This window comes from Streptomyces sp. CY-1 (genome assembly GCF_047218265.1).
Taxonomy (GTDB): Bacteria; Actinomycetota; Actinomycetes; order Streptomycetales; family Streptomycetaceae; genus Streptomyces; species Streptomyces niphimycinicus.
In genome coordinates this window covers 3,415,327-3,428,371 of the sequence record NZ_CP178393.1, presented here as the reverse complement: position 1 = coordinate 3,428,371, position 13,045 = coordinate 3,415,327, and the positions used below count along the sequence as shown (strand labels likewise).

Annotated in this window: 10 protein-coding genes; 5 read left to right on the top strand and 5 right to left on the bottom strand. The window is 73.3% G+C overall.

Annotated elements, in window-relative coordinates; genetic code table 11:
- Positions 1 to 114 precede the first annotated feature (114 nt).
- Positions 115 to 1,680 carry a leucyl aminopeptidase gene (locus tag ACK1X7_RS14805; protein WP_385151908.1) on the bottom strand — a complete coding sequence of 522 codons (1,566 nt, stop codon included), beginning with the start codon at positions 1,678 to 1,680 and terminating at the stop codon, positions 115 to 117.
- 420 nt (positions 1,681 to 2,100) lie between these two features.
- Between ACK1X7_RS14805 and ACK1X7_RS14800 the strand changes: the two genes are divergently transcribed.
- Entirely contained in the window at positions 2,101 to 2,856 is a 756-nt protein-coding gene (locus tag ACK1X7_RS14800; RefSeq protein ID WP_385151935.1) for an adenosylcobinamide-GDP ribazoletransferase, read from the top strand.
- A gap of 976 nt (positions 2,857 to 3,832) precedes the next feature.
- Here the strand turns inward: ACK1X7_RS14800 and cobT are convergent.
- The gene (cobT, locus tag ACK1X7_RS14795; protein ID WP_385151911.1) at positions 3,833 to 4,963 is read right to left on the bottom strand and encodes a nicotinate-nucleotide--dimethylbenzimidazole phosphoribosyltransferase; all 1,131 of its coding nucleotides are present in this window, start codon (positions 4,961 to 4,963) and stop codon (positions 3,833 to 3,835) included.
- A 45-nt stretch (positions 4,964 to 5,008) separates the two neighbouring features.
- Between cobT and ACK1X7_RS14790 the strand changes: the two genes are divergently transcribed.
- Genes ACK1X7_RS14790 through ACK1X7_RS14780 form a run of 3 tightly spaced genes read left to right on the top strand, consistent with a single transcriptional unit; the run spans position 5,009 to position 9,869 of the window.
- On the top strand, positions 5,009 to 5,140 hold the full coding sequence (locus ACK1X7_RS14790; RefSeq protein ID WP_413115150.1) for a hypothetical protein: 132 nt from the start codon (positions 5,009 to 5,011) through the stop codon (positions 5,138 to 5,140).
- 53 nt (positions 5,141 to 5,193) lie between these two features.
- The gene (locus ACK1X7_RS14785) at positions 5,194 to 8,568 is read left to right on the top strand and encodes a PQQ-binding-like beta-propeller repeat protein (RefSeq protein WP_413115149.1); all 3,375 of its coding nucleotides are present in this window, start codon (positions 5,194 to 5,196) and stop codon (positions 8,566 to 8,568) included.
- Between the two features lie 14 nt (positions 8,569 to 8,582).
- Entirely contained in the window at positions 8,583 to 9,869 is a 1,287-nt protein-coding gene (locus tag ACK1X7_RS14780; protein WP_413115148.1) for a hypothetical protein, read from the top strand.
- A 19-nt stretch (positions 9,870 to 9,888) separates the two neighbouring features.
- On the opposite strand, the gene ACK1X7_RS14775 is transcribed toward ACK1X7_RS14780, so the two are convergent.
- The gene (locus ACK1X7_RS14775) at positions 9,889 to 11,103 is read right to left on the bottom strand and encodes a bifunctional adenosylcobinamide kinase/adenosylcobinamide-phosphate guanylyltransferase (RefSeq protein WP_385151920.1); all 1,215 of its coding nucleotides are present in this window, start codon (positions 11,101 to 11,103) and stop codon (positions 9,889 to 9,891) included.
- A 140-nt stretch (positions 11,104 to 11,243) separates the two neighbouring features.
- Between ACK1X7_RS14775 and ACK1X7_RS14770 the strand changes: the two genes are divergently transcribed.
- Positions 11,244 to 11,447: a hypothetical protein gene (locus ACK1X7_RS14770; RefSeq protein ID WP_059143388.1), complete on the top strand. Its 204-nt coding sequence runs from the start codon at positions 11,244 to 11,246 to the stop codon at positions 11,445 to 11,447.
- A gap of 173 nt (positions 11,448 to 11,620) precedes the next feature.
- Here the strand turns inward: ACK1X7_RS14770 and ACK1X7_RS14765 are convergent, their stop codons facing one another.
- Positions 11,621 to 12,331, bottom strand: a complete 711-nt coding sequence (locus tag ACK1X7_RS14765) for a class I SAM-dependent methyltransferase (protein WP_385151938.1) — start codon at positions 12,329 to 12,331, stop codon at positions 11,621 to 11,623.
- Positions 12,332 to 12,414: 83 nt separating this feature from the next.
- Positions 12,415 to 13,011, bottom strand: a complete 597-nt coding sequence (locus tag ACK1X7_RS14760; protein WP_385151923.1) for a DUF3043 domain-containing protein — start codon at positions 13,009 to 13,011, stop codon at positions 12,415 to 12,417.
- Between the last annotated feature and the right edge of the window lie 34 nt (positions 13,012 to 13,045).

Here is a 13,045-nt window from a genome sequence, read left to right as displayed (position 1 = left end):
CGTTGAGGGCGAAATCGACGGGACTTTCGGCCCTATGGGCCGGCGGTCGCGATGCGTTGTCGCGGGGCGCCGCTGCGTTGCGGTGCTGCGTCGTGCCGCCGCGCTGCGCTCGGCTCAGCCGAGATCGCCGTCGGCGGCGCGCTCGGCCAGCCGCACCAGGGTGCGGACCGCGGCGCCCGTGCCGCCCTTGGGGGTGTAGCCGAACGGACCGGACTCGTTGAAGGCCGGACCCGCGATGTCCAGGTGGCCCCAGGTGATCCCGTCCGCCACGAACTCCTTCAGGAAGATGCCGGCCACCAGACCGCCGCCCATGCGCTCACCCATGTTCGCGAGATCCGCGACCGGGGAGTCGATGCCCTTGCGGAGGTGGGTGGGCAGCGGCATCGGCCAGGACTGCTCACCGGCCTCCTCCGCGATCTCGTGCAGCGAGGTGCGGAACGCCTCGTCGTTCGTCATGATCCCGAACGTGCGGTTGCCCAGCGCGAGAACCATGGCGCCGGTCAGCGTCGCCACGTCCACGATCGCGTCCGGCTTCTCCTCACCGGCGCGGGTGATCGCGTCGGCGAGCACCAGCCGGCCCTCGGCGTCGGTGTTCAGCACCTCGACGGTCTTGCCGCCGTACATCGACAGCACATCGCCGGGGCGGGTGGCCGAACCCGACGGCATGTTCTCGGCCAGCGCCAGCCAGCCCGTGAGGTTGACCCGCAGGCCCAGCCTGGCGGCGGCGACGACGGTGGCGAACACGGCGGCGGCACCGCTCATGTCGCACTTCATCGTCTCGTTGTGACCGGCCGGCTTGAGGGAGATACCGCCCGAGTCATAGGTGATGCCCTTGCCGACCAGGGCGAGCGTCTTCTCCGCCTTGGGGTGGGTGTACGCGATCCGCACCAGCCGCGGCGGGGCGTCCGAGCCCTGGCCCACGCCGAGGATGCCGCCGTACCCGCCCTTCTTGAGCGCCTTCTCGTCCAGCACCTCGGTCTTGAGACCGTGCTCCTTGGCGGCCGCGACCGCCTCGGCCGCGAAGTCGGCCGGGTTGAGGAGGTTGGACGGGGTGTTGATCAGGTCGCGGGCGCGGTTGATCTCCTCGACCAGGGCGGTGGCGCGCTCGACGGCCGCCTTGTACGCCTTGTCGCGCGGCTTGCCGCCGACCAGGGCGACCTCGGCGAGCGGGCCGTTGTTCTTCTTGTCGGTGTTCGCGGCGTTCTTGGCGCTCTTGGCGCTCTTGCCGTCCTTGGCGCCGCCGTTGCCGTTGCCCTTGTCGTACGTGTACGCCCCGAGCAGTGCGCCCTCGGCCACGGCGGCGGCGCCCGCCACGTCCTCGATCGGCAGCGCGAAGGCGCCCTTCTTCGAACCGGACAGCGCGCGGGAGGCCGCGCCCGCGGCCCGGCGCAGCGTCTCGGCGTCATAGCCGTCGTCCTTGGCCGGGACATCGCCCAGCCCGACCGCCAGCACGACCGGGGCCTTGAGGCCGGACGCGGCGGGCAGCTTGGTCACCTCGCCCTCGGCGCCGGTCGCGCCGAGCGTCTCCAGAACGTCGGCCAGCTTTCCGCCGAACGCCTTGTCCACGGCCTCGGCGCCGGTGGCGACGACGGGGCCCTTGGCCCCCTTCGCCACGCCGACGACGACGGCGTCCGCGCGCAGTGCCGCGGCGGACGAGGTGCTGAGAGTCAGAGCAGTCACAGTGGTCGGGTCCCTCTTCCGATAGTTCGTCGGCCGATATGGGTTGTAGGCCGCGCCCCTCCGCATCGTATGCCTAGGCCCCATTTGGGGCTCGGTTCTCCCCCGGCTAACGCTGGGAGGTGCCCAACAGGGGTGTGCCCTCGGGCTTACCGGATGGAGGTGGCCGGGATAGCCTTCCGCGCGATGGACACCACGCCGGAGCCGCCGCAGCCGCGATCGCAGCCGTCCGCAAGCCCGCCGGAGGCCGAACCCGAGTGCGCGGAGAGCACGGAGAGCAGGGAGAGCGCGGAAAGCCCCGAGCCTTCCGCCCCCTCCGGGTCCTCCGAGGGGTCGGAGCGCCCGGAACGGCCCGAGCATCCGCCGCGCCCCGCCTACGATCCGCCGCCCGCACACGCTCCGCGTGCCCCCTGGGCCGACGGGATCCGCTTCGCCTTCGGCACGCTCACGGTGCTGCCCGTACGGGGCACGCGCTGGGACCGGGAGGCGGCGCACACGGGGATGCTGTGCGCGCCGTTGGCCGGGCTGACGGTGGGGCTGTGCGCGGCCGCGGTGGGTGGGGTGTTGCTGTTCCTGGGCGGTGGCGCGCTGCTGGCGGCCGTCGCCACCGCCGCGATACCCGCCGTACTGACCCGCGGCCTCCATCTCGACGGACTCGCCGACACCGCGGACGGGCTCGGCAGCGGCAAACCCGCCGAGGACGCGCTGCGCATCATGAAGCGGTCGGACATCGGGCCGTTCGGCGTGATCACGCTGCTGTTCGTCCTGCTCGGCCAAGTGGCGGCGCTGGCCCAGTTGTACGGGCAGAGCTGGGCGCACGGCGCGGTCGGGGCGGCCGTGGCCGGTGTCACCGCGCGCTGCGCCCTGACACTCGCGGCCCGCGTGGGCGTTCCGGCCGCCCGTCCGGAGGGGCTGGGCGCGGCGGTCGCGGGCGCCGTGCCGTGGCGTTCCGCCGGTGTGGTGGCGGCGGTGGTGGTGCTCGGCTGCGCGGCGGCGGCCATCCCCTTCGGCCCGTACGCCGTCGTCCGCCACGCCTTCGCGGCCCTGGCCGCGCTGGCGGCGGCCGAACTCCTGCTGCACCACTGCCGCCGCCGTCTCGGCGGGGTGACCGGCGATGTCTTCGGCGCGCTGGCGGAGACGGCCGCGACGATGGCCCTGGTGGTCCTGACCTTCGGGTAGGGCCCTGCGGCTAGGGGATGCCGACGGACCGTGACGCCTGCGGCGGGCTGTCCCCTCCCCGCCCCTTCCCACAACTGGGGCTCAGCCCCAGCCCCCGGGCTCCAAGGGCGAGCCCCTGACAACGGTCGCGCGGGCAGGCCGCACGCTTCCTCGCGGCATGGAGTGCGGTTCGGCCGTGTGGTGGGGCTCTGCCCCAGGCCCCGGGCTCCGGGGGCGGAGCTCCTGGCGACGGGTGCGGGTGGGCTGTTCCCTTCCCCGTCCCTTCCCGCAGCATCGATATGCGGCTTCGCCGTGTGGTGGGGCTCTGCCCCAGACCCCGGGTTCGGGGGCGGAGCCTCTGGTGACGGGCGTGGGCGGGCGGGCCGCTCGCTTCCCTGTGCCTTCTCGCGGCATGGAGTGCGGTTCGGCCGTGTGGTGGGGCTCTGCCCCAGGCCCCGGGCTCCGGGGGCGGAGCTCCTGGCGACGGGTGCGGGTGGGCTGTTCCCTTCCCCGTCCCTTCCCGCAGCATCGATATGCGGCTTCGCCGTGTGGTGGGGCTCTGCCCCAGACCCCGGGTTCGGGGGCGGAGCCTCTGGTGACGGGCGTGGGCGGGCGGGCCGCTCGCTTCCCTGTGCCTTCTCGCGGCATGGAGTGCGGTTCGGCCGTGTGGTGGGGCTCTGCCCCAGGCCCCGGGCTCCGGGGGCGGAGCTCCTGGCGACGGGTGCGGGTGGGCTGTTCCCTTCCCCGTCCCTTCCCGCAGCATCGATATGCGGCTTCGCCGTGTGGTGGGGCTCTGCCCCAGACCCCGGGTCCGGGGGCGAAGCCCCTGGTAGCGGGCCGAGCTGGCGGGCTGCTCGTCTCCCGTGCCTTCCGGCAGCGGTGTGCGGCTTCGTCGCGTGGTGGGGCGGAGTCCAGGGGCGGAGCCTCTGCCATGTGGCGGAGCCGCACACCGCTGCTGCGGGAAGGGGCGGGGTGGGGGAAGATCCGCCGGGGGGTCCTAGCCGTTGGGCTCCGGGTTCTCCGGGTTCTCCGGGTCCTCGGACGTCGCCGGGTGGTCCGAGGGCCCCGCGCCCTCGGAGTCCTCCGGGCGCTCCGGGAGTTCCGCGTGCAGCGCCGCCGCCGCCTGTACCAGCGGCAGCGCGAGCAGCGCCCCCGTGCCCTCGCCCACCGTGACGCCGTGGTCCAGCAGCGGCGTGAGGGCGATGCGGTCGAGGGCCTTTTCCTGGCCGGGTTCGCCGCTGGCCTGACCGGCCAGCCACCAGTCGGGGGCGCGGAACGCCACCCGCTGGGCGACCAGTGCGCAGGCCGCCGAGACGACGCCGTCGAGGATCACGGGGGTGCGGCGTACGGCGCTCTGTAGCAGGAAGCCGGTGATCGCGGCGAGGTCGGCGCCGCCGACCGTGGCCAGCAACTGGAGCTGATCGCCGAGCACCGGGCGGGCCCGGCGCAGCCCGTCGCGGATCGCGGCGCATTTGCGCATCCAGGCGAGGTCGTCGATGGCGGCCCCGCCGCGGCCGGTGACCACGGACGCGTCCGTACCGCACAGCGCGGCGATCAGCGTGGCGGCGGCCGTGGTGCCGCCGACGCTGAGGTCACCGAGGACGAGCAGGTCGGTGCCGGAGTCCACTTCCTCGTCGGCGATGGCCATCCCGGTGCGGAAGGCCCGTTCGGCCTCGTCCAGGGTGAGCGCGTCCTCGACGTCGAGCCGGCCGGAGCCGCGGCGTACGCGGTGGCGGGTGACCTCCGCCGGGAGGTCCTCGGGATCGCAGTCCAGCGCCATGTCGATGACGCGGACGGACGCGCCGAGGCGGGCGGCGAGGATGGCGGCCGGGCTCTCGCCGTCGAGCACGGCGCGGACCAGGCGGTGGGCGCTCCTGGCGGGGCGGGCGGAGACGCCGAGGTCGGCGATGCCGTGGTCGCCCGCGAAGAGGATGACCCGGGGCCGTTCGATGGGCTTGACCGGCACCCGCTGCTGCGCGGCGGACAGCCATTCGCCCAGTTCGTCCAGCCGCCCGAGCGCGCCCGGCGGCAACGCGAGCCGCTCACGGCGCTCCTCGGCGTCACGCCGGATGCCCCCGTCGGGGCGTTCGATCAGGTCGACGAAGTCATCGAGATTCAGGCCGCTCACGGGCGGAACCCTACCGGGCGAAGCCGCATCTGGATGAGCGAGGCCATGGGCGAGGTCGTGGTCGGGGCCATGAGCGAGGTCGTGGTCGAGGTCATGATCGCGGTCGTGATCGAGGTCATCGGAATGCCGGTGGCCGGGCGACGCTTCGTTGCTGAACTCTTGGGGTCCACTGGCTGAAGTCCACCCGATCTTGGCTGAAAGCAGATGGGTGCCGCTTAGCGTCCGTCCTTATGAAAAACATACGTGCGGTGATCGGGCTCTGTCTCGCACTGCTCTTCCTTGTGCTGGGCATCGGCGCCCAGCCCGCTGCGGCGCATGTTTCGCGCCAACATGCCGAACTGGTCGTCGCCACAGGCGACAAGGCCACAAGTGGCCGTCTGATAGTCCATCGCGACCTGGTGTCCCCGGAGCGGGCCGGCGCCTGGGCCACCGGGCTGCTGTCGGCCGGCTGCCCGGCCACCGGCTCCGGCGTTCCCGGTGACGACGGCGGGGTGCCCGGCGGGGTCGTCATCGAGCTGGCGTGGAGCTGCCACGTCAACTCGCTCGACCTGAGGCCGCTGCTCCAGCAGGGCGGACTGACCCAGGTCGTCGTCGAGTTCGACGGCACCGCGGTCGACGCCTCCGCCGATGCGCCGCTCGTCGACGCCAAGGGCGCGCACGCCCTGCCCGGCTTCCCCTGGCTCACCGTCATCCTCGCCTCGGCGGCCGGTCTGGTGCTCGTACTGGCCGCACTGCGACTGCCCACCCTGCTGCGGGTGTCGCGACGGCTGCTGCGCACCGGCCGCAGGTGGCGGATCGCCGCCGCGAGCGCGGTCGCGGTCTCCTTCCTCGTGCCCCAGGCCGCCCTCGCCGACGACCCGGCGCCGGAGAGCGCCACCGTCAAGGGCACCGTCTTCAAGGACGGCAACGGCAACGGCGAGCGGGACCAGGGGGAGCGGGCCATGGCCGGCGTCGATGTCACCGACGGCGCCGTGTGGACCACGACCGGCGCGGACGGTTCGTACTCGCTCACCATCGATCCGAACCGGCGCGAGACCGACATCGTCAGCATCGTCTCGCCCGATGGCTATACGCCGGTGCTGCGCAAGGACTACATCCCCGAGTTCTTCCACAAGGTCCCCGAGACCGGCGGCAGCGGCGTCGACTTCGCGCTGGTGCCGGACCGCCACGCCGCCGATCCGACCGAGACCTGGGTCATGAACTCCGACCCCGAGGTCGGCAACCGCACCGACGACGAGGCGCGTACGGCGCTGCCCCAGTGGACGGGGCAGGTCCAGGCGATGTCCGAGGTCGACGGCGCCACGATGCAGATCTCGACCGGCGACCTGACGGTCACCGACTACGCGGACGAGCCGCGCAGGCAGGGCGCGTACGACCTGTTCAGCAAGGGGCTGGAGCAGGGGCGGCTCGGCCACCCCTTCTATCCGGTCATGGGCAACCACGACTTCGGCGGCACGGCCACCTCCCAGGGCTACGCCGGCAGCATGGAGTACTACCGCCGCAACCTGGCTCCCGAGTGGTACAGCTTCGACCGCAACGGCCGCCATGTCGTCGTGCTCGAGGACAACTACGACGCGAGCGGGCTGAAGCCGCAGTTGGACTGGCTGCGCAGGGACCTGGCCCAGCACGCGGTCGGCAAGCAGGTGCTCGTCTTCGCGCACCGCTCGCTGTTCACCCAGTGGGGCCCCGGCGCGGGCATGCAGCCGACCATCGACGAGCTGGCCAAGTACGACGTGCGGATGGTCGCCGCGGGCCACAACCAGCAGGCGGAATACCGCCGTGGCGCGTTCAGGCGCTCCGTCGAGATCAACAACCAGGGCACCTACGGAATCGACGGAGCCCACCCCGACTACAAGGTGCTCGACTTCAGCGGCATCACCGATGATCCGCACACCCGCCGCAACGAGGACACCGGCCAGGTGACCGGCATCCACCGGCAGTTCGACATCGACGACGACAGCGCGCTGGTCAGCCCCGCGCAGGGCAGTGTGCACGGCTCGGCCGCCGGAGTCCCCGTCGAGGTGTACGCCGAGGACGACGGCCGCACCCCCAGCCGGGCCTCGCTGACCGTACGGGACAGCCGCGGACATGTGGTGCGGCGCACGGGCTTGCGCTTCGGAGCCGGAGCCGCCAAGCCCGGCATCGAGAACTGCTACACCCCGCCGGGGGGCAAGCCCGAACCATGCCCCGACGCACGCGGGGCATGGACCCGGGCGAGTGGCGCGCTGAACGGGCTGCGGCCCGGCACCTACACCGCCGAGACAAAGGTGGACGACACCCGGGGCAAGGCGTTCCCCGCGCTCCCCGCGCTGAAGAGCACCTTCAAGGTCGTACCGGATTCCGAGCTTCCGCAGCCGAGGGCCGGGCACAACTGGCTGCGGCAGGGCGGCGACGAGGCCGGGCGGTCCGCGAGCCCCGACGAGCCGGGCGCCCAGCTCGACCTGAAGTGGGTCCGGCACACCGGCGAGCAGTTCAACCTGAACGGCTCGGTGGTCACGGACGGCAAGCTGATCGTCTCGTCCCGCGCCTTCGACTCGCCGTACAGCATGATGCTCGCCTACGACATCGCCTCCGGGCGGGAGATCTGGCGCACCTATCTGGACGGCGACGCCGAATCGGTGCCGACGCTCCATGACGGACGGGTGTATCTGACCACCGGCGTCGGCCGGATCTACGCCCTGGACACCGGGAACGGCCAGATCGCCTGGGAGTCGATCGACCGCGAGGAGAAGCACGGCGAGACGGTGCGCCGCTACGGCCGCGCGGGCGGACCGGTCAGTGTCTTCGCGCTCACCGGACAGGACCGTTCGGTCGCCGTCTACCAGGACTGGGACACCATCCGCTGCCGTGACGCGAAGACCGGCACCCCGCTGCCCGGCGGCTTCGGCGCCGCGGCCTCCTGGGGGCAGTCCCACAGCACGGCGGTGCGCGAGCCCGGCTCCAACACCGCCTATCTGCACTCCTCGTCGAGCAACACGGTCATCGCCATGGACCTGGCGAGCTGCAAGCAGCTCTGGGTGAAGGACACCGGCGGCGGCATCGACAGCCACTCCTCGCCCGTGCTCACCGACCCCGCGTCGGGCCCGGCCAAGCTGGTGACCTTCACCGCCGCCGGAGCCCGCGGGCACGACCCGAAGACGGGCGAGGTGACCTGGGAGTCCAAGCTCGGCGGCAGCGGCACCTGCGAGCCGGGACCGGCCCCGCTCACCAGCCCGGCCGTCCGGGGCGACATCGCCTATATCGCGGGACGTGACGGTGTCGTCCGTGCCTACGACACGAGCGCGGCCGATCCCTCGAAGCCGGTGTGGGAGTCGAAGTCCGGCTATCTGCCGGGGAAGAGCCCGCTGGACGACAAGTGGCGGGTCGCCATGGGCTGCAAGGCCGGTGCGGGCTCGCCGACGATGCATCCGCTGGTGACCAAGACCCTCGTCTACGTGGGGACCTGGGACGGGCGGCTGCTCGTCCTCGACCGTGCCACCGGTCGGCAGTCGGCCGCGTACAACCTTGGCGCGGGCGTCGCGTCGGCCCTCTCCGTCAGCGGTGACCGGATCTTCGTCCTCACGGACGACGGCACGGTCCACACGCTGGCCGCGCGCCGGGACTGAGAGGAAGCACCACCGTGCGAACACTCCGCACCGGGGTGCTGCTCGTGCTGGCCGCCGTGTCCGCGCTGCTCTTCGGCAGCGCGGGCACGGCCCAGGCGCACCCCTTCGGCGCACCACCGGTCGTCAGGGTCGAAGCGGCGGGCTCCGCCGTGGAGACGACCTGGTCCGCGCAGCGGGACGACGTCGCCGCCCTGCGCGAGAAGGCCGACGGCGATGTGGCGGGCTATCTGCGCGCGCATATCGCCGTACGCCAGGACGGCGGCCCGTGCCGGGCGGACCGGGCCGACGGCATGACGCTCCACTTCGTCTGCCCGCGCCCGGTGGACCGGATCACCCTTACGGTCACCGTGTTGACGGACGTCCACCCCGCCTACCGGACGCTGTCGGTGACCGATCAGGGCGGCGGGGGGCTGCACACGGCGAAGGAGCCGACCCGTACGCTCGCGCTGACCGCGGCGGCAGCGGCCAACTCGCCGTCCTCGCGGGGCGGCTGGACCAGTTGGACCACCGATCTGGTCTCGCTGCTGGACCACGGGGCCGCCGTCCCGGTGGCACTGCTCGTGGCGGCGGCCGTGGGCGCGCTGCACGCCTGTGCTCCCGGGCATGGCAAATCGCTGGCCGCCGGGTATCTGGTGGGCGGCCGGGGCAGGCCGCGGGACGCGGTGTGGCTGGGCGGCATCGTCGCCGTGATGCATACGCTCTCGGTCGCGGTCCTCGCGGTCGGCTGGTGGCTGGCGGCGAAGAACGCGCCGGACATGAAGCTGCTGACGGGGTGGCTGCAACTGGTCGCGGCGCTGGTGGTGGCGGGGGTGGGGGTGAGCCTGCTGTGGCGGCATCTGCGGCACCGCGGGCACCAGCACCCGCACCACCACGGTCACGGTCACTCGCACCACGGTCATTCGCATCCCGATCACTCGCATCACGGTCACGGCCACGGGCATAGCCACCACATCCCCGACGCACCCTCGCTGCTCACCTGGCGAGGTCTGGTCGTGCTCGGCACCTCCGGCGGTCTGCTGCCCTCGCCATCCGCCTTCCTGGTGCTGCTCACCGGGCTGCTCACCGGCAGAACCGGCATCGCCCTGGCGATGGTGGCCGCCTTCGGCGCAGGCATGGCGCTCACCCTCATGAGCGTCGGCCTGATCGTGCTGCGCGGGCGTGACGCGCTGCTGGACCGGGCCTCCCGGTCCGCGCTGCTGCGCACCTGGGTGCCGAGGATTCCGCTGTTCGCCGCCTCGGCGGTGGCGGCCGGAGGCGCGGTGGCGGCGGCGCTCGCCGCGGGACAGCTCCTGGCACCGTAGAGGGAGGGCCGGGGCGCGCTCAGCCCCGGAGGGGGAGGGCCTGCCCGGCCACCACCAGCAGCACCTGCTCGCACTCCTCGGCGAACATCGCGTTCAACCGGCCCAGTTCATCGCGGAAGCGGCGGCCGGAGGCGGTCGCGGGGACGACGCCGGAGCCGACCTCGTTGCTCACCGCGACCACCGTACGGCTGGTGGCGCGGACCCCGGCGACGAGGGCGGACACCCGCTCGCGGAGGGCGCGTTCACCGCCGTTCGCCCACTTCTCGTCGTCCCAGGCGTTCACGGAGTCCAGCGCGTCGGTGAGCCACAGCGCCAGGCAGTCGATGAGCAGCGGTGGGCCGTCCTCGGCGAGCAGCGGTGTCAGATCGCAGGTCTCGGCGGTGCGCCAGGAGCCGGGGCGGCGCTCGCGGTGGGCGGCGACGCGGGCGGCCCATTCGGGGTCGCCTTCGCGGGTGCCGCCCGTGGCGACGTACAGGACGTCGGGGAAGGCGGCCAGCCGCCGTTCCGCCTCCAGGGACTTGCCGGACCTGGCGCCGCCCAGCACCAGCGTGCGGCGCGGCAGATCCGGTACCGCGGAGTACTCGCCGACGATCAGCGTCCGCCCGTCCGGCACCGTACGCGCGCCCGCCGCGGCGAGGCGGCGGTGCAGCTCCCGGCCGGGCGGGGTGGCGTGGTCGAGGTGGACGGCCAGGACGTCGGTGGTGGCGCCCACGGCGCCCGAGGCGCGCAGGGCGGCCAGGGCGTCGGGGCGGCCCAGCACATCGAGCAGCACCATGTCGTACGGCTCGGCCGGGTCGGGGAGGTCCGCGGTGGCGAGGCCCGCGGCGGCGGCGCCCGGCGGGAGGTACAGCAGCCGGGTGCCGTCGGGGCCGGTGACCTCGTAGCCGGTACCGGGGGAGTCCAGCGCGACCGCCCGCACCCGGTGGCCGCTGATCAGGGACAGCGTGCGGCCGTCCGGCACCCGCCCCGGCGCCGGTAGTCCGGCCGGGAACTCGACGGCCGGGCCCGCGTGCGGATGGGAGAGCAGCACCTGCCGGACGCCCGCCAGCGAGTGGCCGGCCCGTGCGGCGGCGAAGGCGGCCCCCGGGGTGAGGTCGATCAGCAGCGCGCCGTCGATCAGCAGCGAGGTGGCGGCCCGTGCCTCCTCGCCGACGGCGGCGGCACAGGAGGCGCAGGGACAGCCGTGGCGCGGCAGCCCGTCGGGGGCTCCGGTGCCCAGAAGAGTGAGTTCCACGCCCCGATCGTCTCGCGTCCGATCCCACGGGTCGCGCGGGGCCACCCCGTACGGAGTGATCAGTCACCTAGGCTGCGGGCAGACATCACCTGTGGACCGGCGGGTATCACCTGTGGGCCGGCGGGATGGAGGAGGCTGGAATGGCGTGGACATGGCGGTTCGAGAAGTCCGACGGGGCGGAGACGAAGCCCGCGGTGCAGCCGGAGGAGTTCCCGACCCAGGGGGACGCGGAGTCATGGATCGGTGAGGAGTGGCGGGCGCTCCTCGAAGGAGGCGCGGAGCAGGTGACCCTCTTCGAGGACGGTACGAAGATCTACGGTCCGATGAGCCTGCGCGGCGAGTAGCCAAGGCGCCTGACGGACCACCGCGCCTGACGGGCCGGCGGGCCGAGGTGCGGGCCGGCGGGCCGAGGTGCGGGCCGGCGGGCCGAGGTGCGGGCCGGCGGGCCGAAGTGCGGACGGGCGCGCCGGGCAGGACCCGCGCGGGGTGGCGGTCACACCGCCACCCCGTCGCCGGATCAGCCGCGTACCCCGCACAGATGGAGCAGCGCCGCCACCGCGCGGTACGGATCGGTGCGCCCGGCCCGCTCCTCGGCGGCCAGCAGCCGTTCCCACTCCGGGGAGCCGGGCGGCTCCGCGTCGTCCGGGGCGAGGTCGGTGAAGACCCGCACGCCGTACCAGACGCGCAGCGGCGCGCCGATCGCGGTCAGGGTCTCGGTCAGCTCCTCGCGCCGGTCGGCGCGGACCGGCAGCCCGATCCGGTTGGTGTACGAGGGGGTGTCGAAGGCGGTCAGCGCCGTGTCCCAGTCCCCGGCCAGCCCCGGCCGCAGCGCCAGCGCGTCACCGTTGCGCACCAGCAGGGAGAGCAGACCGCCGGGGGCCAGCACCCGGGCCAGCCCGGCGAGCAGCGGATCCGGTTCGGGCAGATACATCAGCACCCCGTGGCACAGCACCACGTCGAAGGCGCCGGGCAGGAAGTGTGCCCCGGTCTCCCGGCCGTCGCCCTCGAGGAGCCGTACGCGTCTGCGGATGCCCTCGGGCTCGTCGGCGAGCGCGGTGCGGGCCGTCTCCAGCATGGTGGGGTCGGACTCCAGCCCGGTGACCTCATGGCCCGCGCGGGCCAACCGCAGGGCCTGGGTGCCCTGGCCGACGCCCACGTCGAGCACCCGCAGCCGCTGTCCCACCGGGAAGCGGGCGGTGATCTGCTCATCGAGCTGGCGGGCGACCAGCGCCTGCCGGACGGTGTTCCGCAGGCCCCCGAGGTGGCTCAGCCAGCCGGGCGCCCCGCCGGTGAAGCCGGAGGGTCTGCCGCTCAGGGCCGCTCTCCGCGCTTGACCTGCGGCTTGGGCAGCCGCAGCCGACGCATCTGGAGGGTGCGCATCAGGGCGTACGCCACCGCGCCGCGCAGATTCTCGTCCGGGAAGCGCCGGCGGAGCTGCCGCTTGAGCTGGAAGCCGAAGAAGATGGAGTTGATCACGATCAGGACGATGACCACCATCCACAGCAGCAGCACATAGCTCTGCATGGCCCCGGCCTGGATCATGCTCAGGATCAGGATGACCACCGCGAGCGGCAGGAAGTACTCGGCGACGGAGAACCGCGAGTCCACGAAGTCGCGGGCGAAGCGCCGCACCGGACCCTTGTCGCGGGCCGGCAGATACCGCTCGTCGCCCCCGGCCAGCGCCTCGCGCTGCTTGGCCAGATCGGCGCGGCGGGCCTCGCGGGCACGCTTGGAGGCGTCCTTGCGGTTGGCCGGCGTCTTCGCCAGGCTGCGGCGCTGCGACTGGGCCTCGCTCCGCTTGGGAGTGGGGCGGCCCTTGGGCGCCTGCGGGTCACGGGTCTGCTGCGGCTGGTCCGCGGTCACCTTGGTGGTTGCGGCCTGCTCATCCTTGGAACGGCTTCGGAACACAAGGCCCAAGGGTACGGGTTGCGGAGTGTGCGCC

Coding starts and splice junctions, on each gene's coding strand:
- ACK1X7_RS14790 (WP_413115150.1), top strand. CDS start 5,009: ATGGGCGAGGTCGTGGTCGGGGCCATGAGCGAGGTCGTGGTCGAGGTC.
- ACK1X7_RS14785 (WP_413115149.1), top strand. CDS start 5,194: ATGAAAAACATACGTGCGGTGATCGGGCTCTGTCTCGCACTGCTCTTC.
- ACK1X7_RS14770 (WP_059143388.1), top strand. CDS start 11,244: ATGGCGTGGACATGGCGGTTCGAGAAGTCCGACGGGGCGGAGACGAAG.